The sequence below is a fragment of the Enteractinococcus helveticum genome (assembly GCF_001657475.1).
In the GTDB taxonomy this organism is placed as follows: Bacteria; Actinomycetota; Actinomycetes; order Actinomycetales; family Micrococcaceae; genus Yaniella; species Yaniella helvetica.
The window spans coordinates 29997-46823 of record NZ_LXEY01000011.1 but is presented as its reverse complement, the minus strand read 5'-3'; the positions used below and the strand labels follow the sequence as shown (position 1 = coordinate 46823).

15 protein-coding genes and 1 tRNA gene are annotated in these 16827 nt (G+C 57.1%); 4 read left to right on the top strand and 12 right to left on the bottom strand.

Annotation, left to right across the window (positions count from 1 at the left end; all coding sequences use genetic code 11):
• The first annotated feature begins 117 nt into the window (after positions 1–117).
• Both A6F49_RS03305 and A6F49_RS03300 read left to right on the top strand, forming a co-directional pair.
• A complete protein-coding gene (locus A6F49_RS03305) occupies positions 118–1377 on the top strand; it encodes a sodium:phosphate symporter (RefSeq protein ID WP_043056985.1) in 1260 nt (419 codons plus the stop codon).
• Positions 1378–1402: 25 nt separating this feature from the next.
• Positions 1403–1681 (top strand): hypothetical protein, encoded by a 279-nt coding sequence (locus A6F49_RS03300; RefSeq protein WP_043056984.1) that lies wholly within the window; start codon positions 1403–1405, stop codon positions 1679–1681.
• A 47-nt stretch (positions 1682–1728) separates the two neighbouring features.
• Here the strand turns inward: A6F49_RS03300 and A6F49_RS03295 are convergent, their stop codons facing one another.
• From A6F49_RS03295 to A6F49_RS03280, 4 genes are all read right to left on the bottom strand, one after another.
• Positions 1729–3447 carry an HNH endonuclease signature motif containing protein gene (locus A6F49_RS03295; protein ID WP_052504693.1) on the bottom strand — a complete coding sequence of 573 codons (1719 nt, stop codon included), beginning with the start codon at positions 3445–3447 and terminating at the stop codon, positions 1729–1731.
• A gap of 243 nt (positions 3448–3690) precedes the next feature.
• Positions 3691–5196, bottom strand: a complete 1506-nt coding sequence (locus A6F49_RS03290; RefSeq protein ID WP_150119371.1) for a malate:quinone oxidoreductase — start codon at positions 5194–5196, stop codon at positions 3691–3693.
• A 68-nt stretch (positions 5197–5264) separates the two neighbouring features.
• Positions 5265–6884, bottom strand: coding sequence for an ABC transporter substrate-binding protein (locus tag A6F49_RS03285; protein ID WP_043056982.1), 1620 nt, complete (start codon positions 6882–6884; stop codon positions 5265–5267).
• Between the two features lie 135 nt (positions 6885–7019).
• A complete protein-coding gene (locus tag A6F49_RS03280) occupies positions 7020–8192 on the bottom strand; it encodes a cell division protein ZapB (protein WP_043056981.1) in 1173 nt (390 codons plus the stop codon).
• A gap of 230 nt (positions 8193–8422) precedes the next feature.
• Here A6F49_RS03280 and A6F49_RS03275 point away from each other — a divergent pair, with 230 nt between their 5' ends.
• Entirely contained in the window at positions 8423–9211 is a 789-nt protein-coding gene (locus tag A6F49_RS03275) for an alpha/beta fold hydrolase (RefSeq protein ID WP_043056980.1), read from the top strand.
• A 125-nt stretch (positions 9212–9336) separates the two neighbouring features.
• Here the strand turns inward: A6F49_RS03275 and A6F49_RS03270 are convergent.
• From A6F49_RS03270 to A6F49_RS03250, 5 genes are all read right to left on the bottom strand, one after another.
• Positions 9337–9420, bottom strand: a tRNA-Leu gene (locus A6F49_RS03270).
• A gap of 65 nt (positions 9421–9485) precedes the next feature.
• Positions 9486–9965, bottom strand: coding sequence for a thioredoxin-dependent thiol peroxidase (gene bcp / locus A6F49_RS03265; protein WP_043056979.1), 480 nt, complete (start codon positions 9963–9965; stop codon positions 9486–9488).
• Between the two features lie 37 nt (positions 9966–10002).
• On the bottom strand, positions 10003–10929 hold the full coding sequence (locus A6F49_RS03260; protein WP_043056978.1) for a metal ABC transporter solute-binding protein, Zn/Mn family: 927 nt from the start codon (positions 10927–10929) through the stop codon (positions 10003–10005).
• The gene (locus A6F49_RS03255) at positions 10926–11816 is read right to left on the bottom strand and encodes a metal ABC transporter permease (RefSeq protein WP_043056977.1); all 891 of its coding nucleotides are present in this window, start codon (positions 11814–11816) and stop codon (positions 10926–10928) included. The genes A6F49_RS03260 and A6F49_RS03255 overlap by 4 nt, the downstream gene beginning before the upstream one ends.
• 3 nt (positions 11817–11819) lie before the next feature.
• Entirely contained in the window at positions 11820–12491 is a 672-nt protein-coding gene (locus tag A6F49_RS03250) for a metal ABC transporter ATP-binding protein (RefSeq protein WP_235604845.1), read from the bottom strand.
• A gap of 466 nt (positions 12492–12957) precedes the next feature.
• On the opposite strand from A6F49_RS03250, the gene A6F49_RS03245 reads away from it, so the two are divergent.
• Complete coding sequence (locus A6F49_RS03245; protein WP_150119373.1) at positions 12958–14127, top strand: AI-2E family transporter; 1170 nt, start codon at positions 12958–12960, stop codon at positions 14125–14127.
• Positions 14128–14146: 19 nt separating this feature from the next.
• On the opposite strand, the gene A6F49_RS03240 is transcribed toward A6F49_RS03245, so the two are convergent.
• From A6F49_RS03240 to A6F49_RS03230, 3 genes are all read right to left on the bottom strand, one after another.
• The gene (locus A6F49_RS03240) at positions 14147–14566 is read right to left on the bottom strand and encodes a VOC family protein (RefSeq protein ID WP_043056974.1); all 420 of its coding nucleotides are present in this window, start codon (positions 14564–14566) and stop codon (positions 14147–14149) included.
• 184 nt (positions 14567–14750) lie between these two features.
• On the bottom strand, positions 14751–16073 hold the full coding sequence (locus tag A6F49_RS03235) for an Nramp family divalent metal transporter (protein ID WP_043056973.1): 1323 nt from the start codon (positions 16071–16073) through the stop codon (positions 14751–14753).
• Between the two features lie 112 nt (positions 16074–16185).
• Positions 16186–16638 carry a pyridoxamine 5'-phosphate oxidase family protein gene (locus A6F49_RS03230; protein WP_043056972.1) on the bottom strand — a complete coding sequence of 151 codons (453 nt, stop codon included), beginning with the start codon at positions 16636–16638 and terminating at the stop codon, positions 16186–16188.
• Between the last annotated feature and the right edge of the window lie 189 nt (positions 16639–16827).

Below are 16827 nucleotides of genomic sequence, written 5' to 3'. Positions count from 1 at the left end.
AAAATACACTTTTGCCCACACATAAAACCGAACATTGACCCATAGTTAACCTTTGGTTTACCTTCCGGTGTTTCACTGGGCGCGACATCACCCGTTACGAAGGGAACAATCTCGGGTATGAGCCTAGATAACTCGACGGAGCGCAAGATCCTCCACGCTCCGCTTCACGACGCACCTCTTGTTGAGGAAGACACCACCTCAATTAAGCGTCCGGGTCTCATGGACCAGCTCCCATTCACTGGCAGAACTCGGAAAGTCGTTGAATGGTTCTCCGTGGTCTTCGCCGTCTACATTCTGATCACCGCGGTCAGTATTATCGGTTCAGGATTTGGTACGGCGACCGGCGGAAGTGCAGAAGAGGTCTTCGCATTCGCTCAAAACCCCGTCATTGGGCTCGTCATCGGGATTTTCGCGACCGTTTTGACACAATCGTCCTCGACGACGACCTCGATCGTTGTGGGTATGGTCGCAGGTGGTCTGCCACTTGAGACCGCCATTCCGATCCTGATGGGTGCCAACGTGGGCACCACCATGACCTCCACCCTGGTTTCTTTGGGTGCAGCAGGCGACCGCAATCAATTCCGTCGTGCATTTACCGCAGCATCCGTCCATGACATGTATAACCTGCTGTCTGTGGCGATCTTCTTCCCGCTGGAATGGGCCTTTGGCATTCTGGACCGGGTGAGTACCTGGTTCGCTGGGGCAACCACTGGCTCTGACGGCGGGATCATCGCCACCATCTTCACGGCAATGGGCAGCGCCGTCACGGCCGTCACCGATCCGGGAGCAGATCTTGTAGAAGCTGGTCTCCTCGCCATCATGCCGCCAGTGTGGGCCGGCATTGCCATGATCGTTCTGGGTGTGGCTGGCATTCTGCTCGTCATCAAATTCATCTCCAGCATGCTCAAAGTCTTACTGGTGGGCAACGTTGAAAAGATGTTCCACAACGCGATCGGCCGCGGCCCAATCTCCGGGATCATATCCGGCCTGATCATCACAGTCATGGTCCAGTCCTCATCCACGACCACCTCTCTAGCGGTCCCGCTGGCAGCTTCCGGTAAATTCTCCATCTGGCAGATCTATCCCTTTACTGTCGGCGCAAACGTTGGTACTACTATGACGGCGATGATTGCGGCCTTTGGGTTCTCCGGTTCGGCAGCAACAGCCGCTATGACTGCCGCTGCAGTGCACTTGTTCTACAATATCTTCTCAGCGGTTGTGATCTTCTCCCTGCCATTCCTACGTCCGATCCCCGTAATCGGCGCGACATGGTTGGGCAATCTGGGCGCCAAGAACAAGCTGTACGTCGTGGCCTGGCTTGCAGGACTGTTCGTTGTTCTACCGGGCATTATCATCGGCCTCAGCGCCCTGATCTAACTGCACGGTGACTTCGGAGGGGGAGATGACAACTTCTGACCGCTCGGATGACGAGCTTGAACAACTGACAGATCAGCAACTTCTCAAGCTGCTGACCGACACCGATCTTCGCATGGCACGGTTGCAACACGAAGTTCGACGCCGCATGCAGAGCCGTGCACAAGCCGAACGGCGAGCCGCACAGCATGCAGAAATTTCCCGCATGGTCGAACACCTCAACCAGACCACAGTGGATTGGCAGAAAGTCCGAGAGTTTTTCCGCGACAGCCTCGTTGAAGCTCAACAACCCAGGAACAATACGTAACGCACAAGACCCGCCCAATGAGCGGGTCTTGTGCGTTAATGCGCGCATTAGGCCTGGAAGAAATAGTTGACCCGAGGTTGCTGGTCGGCGTCGATCAACGGGTGCAAGACGAATCGGAATTCACCGTCAACCCGCACGATCTTTAAGGCTTGAGCGTGCACCGCGGCGTGGTGGTGGCTGCACAGCATGACGCCGTTATCGGTGCTGGTGTCACCGCCTGCGGCCCACGGTATGACGTGGTGAATTTCGCACAGTGCGGCTGGGACATGGCAGCCTGGTACCGCGCATCCGCGGTCGCGGGCCTTAATAGCTCGGCGAATATGCTCAGGAAATTGCCGTGTTAAGGTTCCCACGGATAAAATCTGTCGGTTGCCCGTCAGTGTGATCGGAGTGATGCCAACATCACAATGCATGCGCAGCAGCACATCCGGTGGAATATACGGGGTATACACACCTTGCGATATTCTCGGCTGCAATCGGTCGAGATTGTCGTCGTCCACGATCTCATCGAGATTCGTTGTTTTCGGCGGTGGCAAAGAATGCACGTTATCACCAAGTTGAGCCTGGATGGATTCATGGAGCGAATGCGTTTCCGGTAATGGTGCATCATCTGCCTCTGCGGCCCCGGTTTCTAGGGGCAGCTGCGCAACGGCATTGTCGGTGTTCGTCTCGTCGTGTGCTTTGGCCAGCATGGCCAGGAGTTTCTCGCGTTGTGCGGCAGAAATCTCGGGCAGTTGGTCGCCGAGGTCTTTGCGGAGCCCGTCAAGCAGGGTGGGGTAGTCGATGATGACCAGCATTTGGGTGTGTGCCCCGCTCGCCCCACGGAAACCTGTTTTATCGAGGTTTGCGGTGACAAACTTCAAACCGTCACGCAGTGCGACCATTTTCCGGTGGCCTCGGCTGCGCGCGTCGAAGTGGGTGTCTTCGTCGTCCTTACCGCGCGGGTTTGTGCGGCCCATGAGGTACGTTTGTAGGATTTCGTCGCACTCGGCATCCACGACCATTTCATAACCGATCGCGTTCTTATTGCCGCGTACCGGTCCGGTTCGACGAATGTCATACATCGCATCCGTCTGTGTCTGGGTGAAATCGCCATCGGGCGGATCCAGCGAAGCCAAGAGGTCTTTCTTGCGTTGAGCAACATACCGGCTGAATTCTTCGGGCGTGGTGCGCTCAATCTTTTCGGCCAGATCCTTTTCGGCGACCCGACGAAGTTTGGCCCGGAAGGTCTCGTCCTTGCCTACTGCCTCAGCATGCTTATCCACCTCTGCCAACATGGACAGCGCGGAAGAAAGTTTGCTCGGGTGGACCTGGCCCTTGAACTGACTCAGGATCGGCAGGTGGGTCTGGCCGACGTCGTCGGTGCGTTCTTCATCAGTGGCTCGAGCAGGCGTTAATGATGCGGCCAACCGCAAGCGCGCAGAAGCTTCATTAGCCCGCAGTCCGTGGGTCTTCGCCAGGAAGTCGGTGGCATCGCGAAACGGGGTTTTGCCTTTGGGTAAGTTGACACAGTCTCTGAGTTGCTCGTTGTTGAAGGCGTCTTGGAGCAGACCTGCGTAGCGATACTGCAGGGGAGCCGCCGTGCGCAGTGTCTCTTCGAGCTGTACTGAGCGGTGCAAGACGCCCTCGGTAGGGGCGTCTTCTTCGCGGGCTTCGAGTTCGATGTAGGCGTCACGCAGGGCGGCATGGATTTCGTCGGTTGTGAGGGCAGCCCAGTCCACTGGATTGGCGACGGTTTTGCTGGTGGTCGGTTGTGTTGCGGTCATGGTTGCACCTCCTTGGTGTCCCATCATGCACCAGTCGAGTCCGGCGCGTGTGCTCGGATTGGCAAACTGTGGAAAACGTGGACGACGTCGTCGGTAATCCACAGGTGCGATATATTGCGCGCGGGGGAATTCCGCGCGGGCAGATGGCGCGGGGGAATTCTACGCGGGCAGAGGGCACAAGAGACGGCGCGGGGTACCAAAAATCCCAGGCCCGAGGTGATCGAGCCTGGGATTCGTGCAGCGTTAGCTCAGCTGCAGGGCCTTATTGGTTTCCTTGCGGACCTCGGCTAACAGGGTTGGGTTGTCGTTGAGACGCTGGCCCAGTGATGGGATCATCTCGTTGAGTTTGGTTTCCCAGCCGGTGAAGCGGTCGGGGAAGCTGCGGCGCAACAGTTCGACCATAATTGGGGCGGCCGTGGAGGCGCCGGGGGAGGCACCCAGCAGGGCTGCGATGGAACCTTCGGCACCCGAGACGAGCTCGGTACCAAACTGCAGGACCCCACCTTTGACCGGGTCTTTCTTCATGACCTGGACGCGCTGGCCGGCGGTGATCAGTTCCCATTCGCCATCGACGGCGTTGGGGTAGAACTCACGCAAGGTGTCGACTTTCTTGCCGTGGGTTTTGGTGATCTCCGAGACCAAGTAGCCAACCAGGTCGAAGTTGTCTTTGGCCACGTTGAGCATGGTGCCCAGGTTGTGTGGGCGAATCGATTTTGGCAGGTCCAGGAAGGACCCGGTTTTCAAAAAGTTCGTGGAGAACCCGGCGTAGGGACCAAACATCAGCGAGCGGCGTCCGTCAACAAAGCGGGTGTCCAGGTGCGGCACGGACATGGGTGGGGCGCCGACGGCGGCCTGACCATAGACCTTGGCGTGGTGTTGTTCAATGACATCGGGATTGGTGGAGCGCAGGAATTGCCCGGAGATGGGGAATCCGCCAAAGCCCTTGGCCTCTGGGATGCCCGAGGATTGCAGTAGCTCAAGCGCGCCACCACCGGCACCGATGAATACGAAGCGGGCTCTGGTGGTGAATTTGCGACCGTCAATGCGGTCTTTGACATCAAGCGACCAGCGGCCATCGGTGTCACGGGACATGCTGGTGACCTTGTGGCCGTAGTGGATTTCGGCGCCGTCGTCGGCAAGTTGGTCAATCAGCTGACGGGTGAGGGCACCAAAGTCCACGTCGGTTCCGTGTTCGAACCGGGAGGCGGCCACGCGCTGGCCGTCGGTCCGCCCGTCAATGAGCAGTGGAGCCCAGGAGGCGATCTCGTCGTGATCTTCGGTGTGCTGCATTTCGGCAAATAACGGATTCGGCGCCATTGCCTCATACCGGGTTTGTAAGTATTTTGCGTGGTCATCGCCCCACACAAAGGACATGTGGGGTAGCGAGTTGATAAAGCTGTTGGGATCTTTCAGGGTGCCGTTGTTCACCAGGTGCGACCAGTACTGCAGGGAAACTTGGTACTGTTCGTTGATGTTCGTGGCTTTGGTGATGTTCACGGAGCCATCGGGCTGGGCGGGCGCATAGTTCAGCTCGCACAGTGCGGCGTGCCCGGTCCCGGCGTTATTCCACGGGTCGGATGATTCTTGGCCGGCCTGGTGAAGGTTCTCATACAGTGCGATGGACCAATTCGGTTCCAGTTCCTTGAGCATGGTGCCCAAGGTGGCCGACATGATCCCACCCCCGATCAACACAACATCAACTTCGGGGGATGATCCTGACTGCGGCACGTTGTAACTCCTGATCCTCATTGATCTGTTCAACTGAACACTAGTGACCATGCCACTCTACTACCGCGGCATAGCGAAATCGTAAATCTTTAGTCTGTCAGCCGCACGCGAGCATACTGCTCATCGAGCACCGGCGAGATGGGATAAAATTCGACGCCGTGCCCCGACGCCAGCGCCGTAATGGGGAACGTGAGCGGCACCGCGGGAATGTCCAAACTCACCGCGGCCTCAACGCGTTGCAACAGGGCGGTGCGCACTGCAGGGTCATCTTCGGTTCGTGCGGCAGTCAGATCGTTGGTCACCGCCGGGTTGGTCCAGCCGAATTCGGCGTTGGGGTATTCGAACAGATCCGCCAGGACATACAGGGCATCGCGCACAAAGAAGTTGCGCCCAAATAAATGCAGCCCGCGCCCCGAGGTTCCTCCTAATACCGAGCGCATATAGGTGCCGTCATCCCAGGGCACTGGGCGGGCCACAATATTGAATCCGGCCGCCGTCAACCGCCCAGATAGGTGGGCAAACAGTTTTTGGGGTTGGGTCATATATACGCGCTCGGCACCGGTGGGATACCAGAATTCTATCGGCTCGCCGTCATATCCGGCCACGGCCAGTAGGTCAGCGGCACGGGACACATCGGCGTTATAGGTGACGACGTCGTCGGTGCGTTCTAATAATGACGGCGGGTTGAACTGGTGGGCCACATACGACCCCTCCAGGTGCAGCGAATCCACCATATCGGTGCGATACAGCGCATGAGCCACCGCCTGGCGCACGTGCAGATTGGCCAATACCGGGTGGGCCTGGTTAATGCCTAAATACAACACGGCCAGCGGATCGCGCAGCAGCACCTGGTATCCGGATTGCACCAGCTCGCGCAACACCGCGGGCGAGACCGCATCGAAGACATCAAGCTGTTGGGTCGACAACCCGTAGAGCCGCTCGTGCAAATTGGGCACCGAGAGCACTTCGACGTTGTGCTGGGCATTCACCGCCTCCAGCTGAATCGTCGCGCCTTCCAATCCACCCCAGCGATACGGGCCGCTGCCCGCTAGCGGGATCAGCGCCAGCCCATCGTTCAGGGCCGCATCGAATTCCGCCCAGGAATTCGGGGAGGTAATACTAAATGCCGGGTGCGTTAGCGCGGCAATCAGGTTCGTGACCGGGCGACGCAACGTTACCGTGACCTCGAGCTCGCCGGTGGCTTCCACCGCATCCAACAGGCAGGCATCCTCGGAGCTGAACCCGCCAAATACAATCGAAAACGGTAACCGCCCCACATCATCCAATTGCGAACCCAACAGCTGATCGGCCGTACCCCAGCGTTGGAAATTTTCCACGACGACGTCGGCGGTCAGCTCGGTGTCATCGTGGAAACTGATGCCCGGCTCTAAGACAAAGACCACTTCGCGCCCGGTGTCGGACACGGTCCATTCGGCGGCCAACTGGGGGATGGTCTCACCGGTTTCTTCATCCACCCCGATCAGCGTCTGATACACCTGACGCGCCAACCGGTGGGTTTCTACGTCGTTAGTGACCGCCGGATCGGTGGTCAATGCCTTGGCTGGCACCCCGATGCGAAATACTTTGGCCCCGGGCGCTGGAAGCGTCGGCTCGGGCGTGGGCGTTGGGTCTGCTGTTGTTGCACGAATCAGCGGGGCCAAGCCCAGCGATGCCAGTCCAGCCAGCATGGTGCGACGGGAAAGATGCATTGAAATCCTTCCGCGTTCTGATTGATCTGGACACACCGATGCGATGCTCGGTGCTTATATCGTAGCCAGGCTTGCCGCCAGTGTGAAATTCCCACGACGACGCCGCACAAAATCACACGCATCACCGATTACGTCTCACAGTGATGTGCGTCGAAACAGTTGCCGGATGCGCTGGCGGAAGCCTCGCGGAATAACGTGCCAGACCCGACGCCACAACGCCGGTTCGGTGCGCAGTTGTTCAACGCGTTGATTCAAGGATTGGATTTTGTCATCCAGGGCATCGGAACGTGCCTTGAGTTCTGCGATCCGCTCATTCATCCGAAGCTGTTGGACCTCAAGGGCGTCGCGTTCCCGCCCCAGACGCCGACTGTGTTTTCCTAAAGCATCCAGCCGGTGGGCAATTTCGGGGAGGAACTGTCCGGTGAGGTTCGGTGTCTGGGATGCCGGAGCAAACCCTGCGGTTCGAATAGCAGACAACCGGCCGGAGGACACGACGCTGATGATCTGACGAACCGTCTCGGGAGGAATCGGCACATGGCCGTGACCATCGTTGGCTAATCGAACATAGCAGCGCGGATCGGTCCCAGCCACGCTGAGAAACGGCAACAGGTGATGCTGGAGGAAGGTGGAGTCGAAAAAGTTCTGATAAATCAGCAGGTCATGATTCAGGCCCCGTTGTGCCGCAGCTGCGAGATCGGTGGGCCCATAGTCGGCCAACAGTGTTCGGACCCTATCGGTCATCGTGCCCTGAGATTCCATCTGGTGTCCAAGTCGCAGATAAGTGGCCATTTTGTCCTGGGCCCGGCGCTCTAACGTCAGGCGCGGATTGATCACCAGCGCGGTGCAGTTGGGGAAGTGCTGGGCATAGTGGGCTGCGGCAAATCCGCCCCCGGAGGCACCAAACAGAATCGCGTTGCTGCCACCAAGATGTTTCAGTGCATGCCGAATCGCAGGGACCAGGACCGGACGCAGGGGACCGGTGGTCTGGTCACCTAGATACCACGCGACGGTCATATCGCGATGGATGAGCACAGGATCAGACACCGCAATCAGGTTTAGCCCGAGATCCTCGGCAATCCCACGGCCGGTGAAATACGGCAGATATTGCACGTTCAACGGGATGGCTCCATTGAACACCACCAGCGTGGTCGCAGCGCCCCGATTTTCAATCAGTACATCAATATCCCGACCATTGTGCAGAAAGCTATGACCACCGGTCTGCAGATCAGCAGCAAGAAATGCATCCAGCGACGCATAGTGGTGGAAAGGGACAGACCAGCGGGTTTCATTGCGTGTTCTTCTGCCCATGACCTGTCCACCTGAAGCTGTTGCCCTGCACCGTGTTTTCTAAGCGTAGGCAAAATTTCAGGCCAGTGGAGCAAAACTGCTCCCCATTTTTTCAAATACGTTGTCTGGCCTGAACCACAGTCCCCATTGAGCTAGCCATGTGATGCTCATAGACTCTTCTCACACCGTGCGCCACGGTCTGACCGTAAACAACCGGGGTGTTCGAAGAATTCACGGCGAGAGGAGCAGTCATGAAGTGCCACATCGGGCAATCAGTGATCCACTACGTCGAATACGGAACAGGCATACCGGTGATCGCCCTCCATGGTGCGGGTGTCGATCACCGTGAGATCGAAGCGGCGGTTGAGGCCTTCTTCCCACATGACGGTTATCGACGGATTTATCCTGATCTGCCGGCCATGGGCCAGTCTGAAGCTGTGCATCTCAACAGCAATAATGACGTCGTACATGTACTGTGTGACTTTATTGAGCGCGTGGCTGACGGTTCCGTACTGCTGTTGGGACACTCCTACGGCGCGTACCTGGCTCGAGGCGTGGCCGCGCGACGGCCAGACATCATAGATGGGCTGGCACTGATCTGCCCTCTTGGGCAGCATGCAACCGAGGTTCCGGAGCCCACGGTGGTATGGCAAGACGACGACGCCGATGACGAGCTGGACCCAGAAGACCGACGCGGTTTCCAGGAGTACTTTGTGGTGCGCACACGAGCTACTGCTCGCCGATACCGCGATCACGTTGTCCCGGGGATGTCACGTGTCGACGAAGCAGCGCTGGGCCGTATTTTTGCCGACTGGCCGATCGACATGGGTGAGGGGAGTTTTAATAAACCCTCGGTGATCGTGGCTGGGCGCCAGGACTCGACTGTGGGCTACATCGATGCTCTGCATCTTGGGCAGCGTTACTCGAAGGCCAGCATCGCAGTGATTGATGGTGCGGGCCATGCTCTGTTGCATGAGTACCCGGATCTCATCACCGCACATATCCGACACTGGCTCCAGCGCCTGAATCATGCCATGTAAATGTTTGTGACCTGAGGCCAGCCGCCAGAAGAAAGCAGCCGCGTCAACGTCAGGTACTCCTAGGAATGACAAAAGCTCCAGAATGATTTCCGGAGCTTTCGTGTCCTTTCAAACAAGGACATGTGTGCGGGCGAAGGGACTTGAACCCTTACGTCGATTAAGACACTGGAACCTAAATCCAGCGCGTCTACCAATTCCGCCACGCCCGCTCATCCGTTGTGGTGGACCGAGGAATAAGCTTAGCCCATTCACAACGAATTGCCTAATTGATGAATTAGGCGGTTGCCAGGCCCAAATCGCGACGCAATTTGTCGACGTGGCCCTTGGCTCTGACGTTGTATTGTGCGACGTCGACGTTGCCATCTTCATCCACCACAATGGTCGAGCGGATCAGCCCCTCGTAGACCCGACCGTAGTTCTTTTTCTCACCCCAGGCGCCGTACGCTTCAGCCACGGCGTGATTCTCATCCGAGAGCACCGGGAAGTTCAGGTCTTCTTTTTCGGTGAACTTGTCTAGGCTTTTCACCGGGTCGGGCGAAATGCCAACGACCTGATAACCATCGGCGGTGAAACGTTCCATGCGATCACGGAAATCGCATGCCTGCGTTGTGCAGCCCGGCGTCATTGCCTTGGGGTAAAAGTAAATAATGACTTTTTGGCCGGCATAGTCAGACAACGAGACGGTATTGCCATCGGCATCGGGCAGGGAGAATGGTGGGGCTGCGTCGCCCGTGGACAGACGGTTGTCAGTCATGAAGCGTGTTCCTTTCAGATGTCAAACACTGTGTAGTCTACTGCTGAAGTCCCTCAGATATTCTGGTGAGGTTTTCTTCCAATAATCCCAGGTAGGTATCGCCGGGTTCGCCTTCGGGGGCGAGCTCGTCAGAAAATACCGTGGCATAAATTTCAACTCCGGTATCTGACGATACGGTCTCCATGGGTGCGCTGGCCACATTGGACTCTAAGAACAACGCTGGGGGTTGGTGTTCTTTGACGAAGTCGATGGTTGAAATGATCTGATCTGGCGTCCCGATGTCGTCGGTATCGACAGACCAAATGTAGCCTTCGAGCAGGTCATAGCGCTGGGCCATATATTGGAATGCCCGCTCAGAGGTCACCAGCACACGACGGTCTTCTTCAAGATCCCCGATTTCTTGTTGATACTGCTCGTGCATGGCCGTCAGTTCCCCAACATAGGCATCAGCATTGTCCTGATATGCCTGGGCATTGTCCGGGTCAATTTCGGCCAGCGACTCGGCGACATTTTCGGCTATGATCACGCCAACATTCGGATCCAGAAAGGCGTGTGGGTTGACGGAATCTTCCACGCCTTCGGTCAGATACAGGGGCTCAACGCCGTCGGTGGTTTCGACCAACCGATCGTCTTCGATCCCTACGGAACTGGCCATGCGTGCCGCCCAGCCTTGGTCGCCTCCTTCGAGGTTGAGACCATTGATAAAGAACACGTCCGCATCCGATAGTGCTTTGGTATCTGCGGGGGTGGACTCGTATTCGTGCGGATCCTGGCCAACTGGAACCAGGTTATAGACTTCGACATGATCGCCACCGATTTCTTCGACAATGTCGGTCAGGATAGAAAACGTCGACACCGCTTGCACCACGCCGGAATCCTCGGATTCTTGGGAGGCTTCACCACCGCATCCGGCCAGCGTCAGAGCGCCAAGGGCTGCGATTGCTACTTTCCAGGTGTTCTTCATAGCGAGGAGCCTTCCTGAGTGACGGGGGAGTGTTGCGCGTGACGACGGTCGCGCAGTTTGTGCAGTTGAGTCCAGATGAATCCTTGGTGCGGGCTGAGCAGAAATGCCAGCACGAACATCGCAAACGCGATCAGCACGATCGCCGGGCCGGATTGCAGTTCAAAAGTGTAACTGAAATACATGCCGATGATTGACGACAGCATCCCAAAGACTGCAGCCAGCACCATCATGGTTGAAAATTTCTTCGATAATAAATATGCGGTTGCCGCCGGGGTTACGAGCATCGCGACCACGAGAATGACCCCCACGGTCTGCACTGCCGAAACGGTCACAACCGCCAGGGCGAGCAGAACAGCGTAGTTGATCACTCTGGTTGGAAAGCCGTATGCCTTGGCCAATTGTCCGTCCATCGTGGTGATCTGCAGCTGTTTATAAAACAACACGACCAGGGTCGAGATGACCACGGTAATGATCATTGACTGCCACATCTGTGAGGGAGTGGTTGCCAGCACATCACCAAATAGAATCGCCTGAAGGGACACCGAAGACTCAGTGCGGGCCAGCAGGATGACGCCGGCTGCCAGGAACGCGGTGAAGATAATGCCAATCGAAGTGTCGCGTTTCAGCCGGGAGTTCGAGTTCACAAACCCGATGCCGGCGGCGGCGAGTAAACCTGAGATTAATGCTCCGATAAAGATATTGGCCCCGAAGAAAAATGAGACGGCAATACCGGGCATCACGGCGTGCGAGATCGCGTCTCCCATGAGCGACAGGCCACGCAAAATGATCAGTGAGCCCACAATCCCAGAGACCAGACCGATGACGACGGCGGTGATGGCCGCTCGAGCAAGGTGGGGGTAGTTGAGCAGATCGTACAAGAATTCCATGCCTTATTCACCGATCCCCAGCAGGTTGGCTCCGAAGGTTGCCGTGAGGTTCTGTCCGGTCAGGGCTTCGGATACTGGACCTTGGGTGATGAGGCGTTGATTGATCATGATGATGTGGTCGAAATAGTTTTCAACATTCGATAAATCGTGATGCACCATCACCACGGTCTTGCCTGCGGCCACGAGCTCGCGAAGAATCTCGATAATGTTCTGCTCGCTGGCGGCATCAATACCCATCAGCGGCTCATCCAATAACAGGATGTCGGCTTGTTGGGCGAGCGCACGAGCGATAAATACGCGCTGTTGTTGGCCGCCAGAAAGATCAGCAATCTGACGGTGTGCAAAATCCTCCATGTGCACGCGCATTAATGCACGCCGAGCGATCTCGCGTTCTACAGTGCCTGGCCGTTGAAAAACCCGCAGCTTTGGATAGGTGCCCAACAGCACGGTATCAAAAACGTTGATGGGAAAATCCCAGTCAGTCGTGGAGCGCTGGGGTACATAAGCGATGCGTTCCCGGACCTTGTCCACGCGCTGACTAAAGAACCGGATCGCTCCAGCGGTGCGTTCCACCAGCCCTAAGGCTGCTTTCAGAGTGGTCGATTTGCCCGAACCATTCGGCCCAACGATGCAGGTCATGGTGGCCGCTGGGATCGAAATTGTAAGTCCCTCCACGGCTTTGACACCTCGATATGACACATGCAGGTTGTCAATCGTCAATACGTCAGCGGGCACGGACGGGCCTTTCGTCGTTGGCAACTACGGGGAGGTCTAAACCCCGATTGTAAGGAGCGCTGTTTTATTTCCTACCTCTGTGCCGCAAGATGACGTGCGTTCTTGCAAGCAGGTGGTACTTACGATCATATGTTCGCCTCGACGTACTTTCAAATATGGTTCATCGAATATGACTTCGTTCGCCGTTGGAAACAGCGTAGTGTCTTTTCGTGTTGTGGCGTGTCTTTGGTTGGGATGGCGGTCTTCCGGTAGGTTTTATGTCATCGGCATCTTCAGATGACGATGACCGGTTCAACGTGGGAGGCAACCATTGGCCAGTACTCTTGATGAACTCAACCAGTCGCGTGAAAGGCGGCCGAATTTTACCGTCTCACAGTTGTGGACGGACACTCTCGGCAGATTAGGCATGCGGTCACTGCAGCTGCTGATCGTCGGCACGCTCGTGGGGCTGGTGGTCCTGGCCCTACTCAACCTGACGGTCGTGGTCATCCCTACCTTAATCGCTATTATTTTGGCGTGTGCCCTGTGGCCGCTGGTGCGGCTCTGTCGTCGTGTGATGTCAAATGTCTTAGCCGCCTGGACTGTGTTCCTTGGTGCCCTGCTGGTCCTAGGCGGCGTTGGTACCGCCCTGGTGTTTTCGGTCATCAATGAGTGGTCAACCCTGGTGGAACAAGCGGTAGAAGGCTTCAACCAGTTACGCGAGTGGGGAGAACAATTCCTCGGTGGGCTGGCGTTGACTATCGACCAATCTCAGATTGATTCGATGGTCAATACGGTCACTGGTTTCTTGACCTCTGCTGAATTCGGCACCGGTGCGGTGACCACCATCAGCGCGGCCGGAACCTTTGTCACCAGCCTGGTGCTGTTGCTGGTGATCTTGTTTTTCTTGCTCAAAGACGGCGACCGCATCTGGGCATTCTTCGTTTCCTGGGCCCCGGAACACTTCAAGGCTCAAACCATTGCCTCAGGTGACCGCGCTATGCACACCTTTGGTGGGTATATTCGCGGTACCGCAATCGTTGCAGCGGTCGATGCCATCGGTATTACGATCGCGCTGCTCATCCTCCAGGTACCGCTAGCCATTCCACTGGGCGTTGTCGTCTTCCTGGGTGCGTTCATCCCGCTGGTGGGTGCCACCGTTGCCGGGATCTTGGCCACGCTGGTGGCACTGGTGGCGAACGGGCCGGTGGTAGCGCTGATCGTGCTGGCCGCCGTCATTCTGGTCAACCAGCTGGAAGGGAACTTCTTGCAGCCGGTGGTTATGGCTCAGACACTGAACCTGCATGCCCTGGTGATTTTGATGGCCTTGACCGCGGGGACGGTGCTGGCCGGGATTATCGGTGCGGTACTGGCCGTGCCACTGGTTGCCGTGGCCTGGAGCGTGGTCAAGGTCTGGACCGGTCGGGAAGAAGTTGACGGACTGGGCCCGGTCGATAAGGCGCAACTGCAGATCGAAGCGGTGGGTAAGGAACGCCGCGAACACCTCAAAGAACTGAAACGCCAGCAGCGTGAAGAAAAGGCTGCAGCAAAAGCAGCGTCGTCGTCCAACGCGGAAAACGTGGACGCCGACGCCTAAGACACCTTCGCGGGGGTGGTTAATCTTCGTCGCTGGAAAATGACCACATGACGCCGAAGCGGTCAAAGACCTGTCCGTACCAGCCGCCCCAGGGTGCTTTTTCTAATGGCATGCCCTCTGATCCGCCGCCCTCGATGAGCTTTGCGATATAGCCTCGGGACTCCTGTGCGGTGTCGGTCGAGAGCAACATGGAATAGGCCGTACCGCGCACGGGGTAGGTTTTGTCGTCGACGACATCAGATGCTGCGATCAGGCCACCCGGAAACTCCAGCCATGCGTGGGCGACTGCACCTTCAGGAGGGTCGAATGGCATGGCCCCTAACGTGACATCGTCATAGGTCATGATGCTGAGTTCACCGCCAAAAACTTCCTGCCAGTGTTGCATGGCTTCAGCCGCGGTTCCGGGAAGTGAAATATATGTAGCAAGTGTGCGCGCCATCGGTGTGCTCCTCAGTGTTTTGGGTCGGTAGCCTGCATTTTACGGACCCCGTTCGCCATGCGAAATACGCCCGTGCAGGTATCGCACACTTGGGGTGGGAAATCTGCGGCGTTGCCGCCGAGGAACAACGCACCTGGGATGCGACATTGCTCAACACCTGCCAGGGGCCCAATACACGGGTGGGTTAGCCACCGCCCCACAGGGGTGTTAAGGCTTCGTAGAGTTCGTTGACACCCATGGCCACAAAGACGCCTGCAGTCATGCCCAAGAACACGTTGTGGAACCATTTATTGCGGAATGGTTTGGGCACGAAGCGTTTCTGGTTATTCAAAAACAGCAGGGTGACCGCCAAGAACGGCATGAACAGCGCACCCAGTGTTCCGTAGAGCAGGATGAGAAAGATCGGCTGGTCAAAGAACAGCAGGATCATGGTGGGGAAGGTGAGCATCAGCATGTAGAACCGGGCCGGTGTGGATTTCAAGGTGGGAGCGTCGTCTTGATCCAGTTCATCGGCGGGCCGGCGGAAGTTGGTCCAGAAATCTGCGAACATCAGGGACACCCCGTGCCACACGCCCAGCAGGGATGAAAACGATGCTGCAAAGAATCCGATCAGGAAGACGACAGACCAGGCCTCTCCGTAGCGGTCGGCTAGCACGGTGGAGGTATCAACGAGTCCTTGGTCACCGGCTGAGATGGCCAGGCCTGCTGAATACAGCAGTTCAACGCCCATGATCATGGTGGAAAACACGAAGATCCCGGTCAGCACGTAGGCGGTGGCATTGTCGAAGCGCATGACGCGTAGCCATTTGGGTTTGTTCCAGCCTTTTTCACGCAGCCAGTATCCATAGGCGGCAAGCGTGATGGTCCCACCGACGCCACCGGCCATGGCCAACACGTAGAACATGCCGCCTTCTTCACTCGGTAGCCGGGGGATCAGCCCAGCCAGGATGTCCCCGAGGTTGGGCAGGGTCAGCACGGCGGAGAGCAGCACCGTGAAGAACATGATGCCGATCAGGATCATCATGAGTGTCTCAATGAGTTGGTAGTGGTCAAGCCAGACCAGTGCCAGCCCGATCAGCCCGGCCGCAATGGCGAAAACTTTGAGGTCGACCGCAGGAAACAGTGCGGCCAGGGGCAGTGCGGTAGAACTCATGGCGGTGGCACCATACACGATGCCCCAAATGAGAATATAGGGACCGAAATACCAACTGGTCCACGGACCAAGGGTGCGCCAGCCCTGAAAGATGGTTTTGCCGGTGGATAGGTAGTATCGTCCGACGCCTTCGACCAGCAGAATTTTCATCAAAACACCGACGACGATGGCCCAGACCAGCATGTAGCCGTAGCGGGAACCAGCGGTGAGGGTGGCGACAAGATCCGCTGCACCGACACCGGTTGCGGCCGCGACAATACCCGGGCCGATCTTTTTCCAACTGGGTTTGACCTTGGGTTCGTTGAGTTCAGCTTCGGTGAATCCTACGTCGGCGGATTGGTTGGTATCCGTCATGATCTCCACCCCTGGTGATGGGTCTCACGTTATCGGATCTCGGGCATAAGAAATAGGCTCAAGCTCGGGTTATTGAACGAGCGTGAGCCTATCGAAGTGAGTGGGGTGAGGTTTAGTCGGGCGCCTCGGTGATGGTGGTGTCAGGGCTGGGGCCTAGGACAAAACGACGTCCGGAAATATGCTCGATGTCGATGGCGATGACTTCGGGTTTTTGAACGGCAATCCACGCCTCGAGATCTAAGGTATCGACCAGGCTGAGTTCCTTGTGGTGTTCAACCCGACGTCCGGTTCCGTACACCACGGCACTGGTGGCAATATTGCCGTCGATATGGTCGGTTTCCAGTGCGAGGTAGCTGCCGGTTGCGGTGGCAAAGAGTTTATTGCCCGGAGAGGTCCGAATATAGGCCACGACGTCGTCATTACTGTTGGCGTGGACTGCAAAGTTGATCGGGAAAATGTCTGGACGACCATCCAATGACACTGCCAGTCTGCCGAAGTCTTTGTCTGCCAGAAATGCGATCGTTTCCTCAACCGTCAGTTCTGTAATGGGCGATTCCGTTGTCATGCCATCATTCCTCTCCGGCAGCATATGAGTGTGGGCTACTACCTGTCAGCCTAGTCTGTCGGAAAATTAACAGCTAGACAATGCCCTGGCACGGTCGTTTGATCGTGGTGGTTTGACAAGACGTGGTGGGGTTTTGAAACTTCCGGCGTGGGCTGGTCTGGATCCGGCGAGTTATTCATCAGTGCTCCT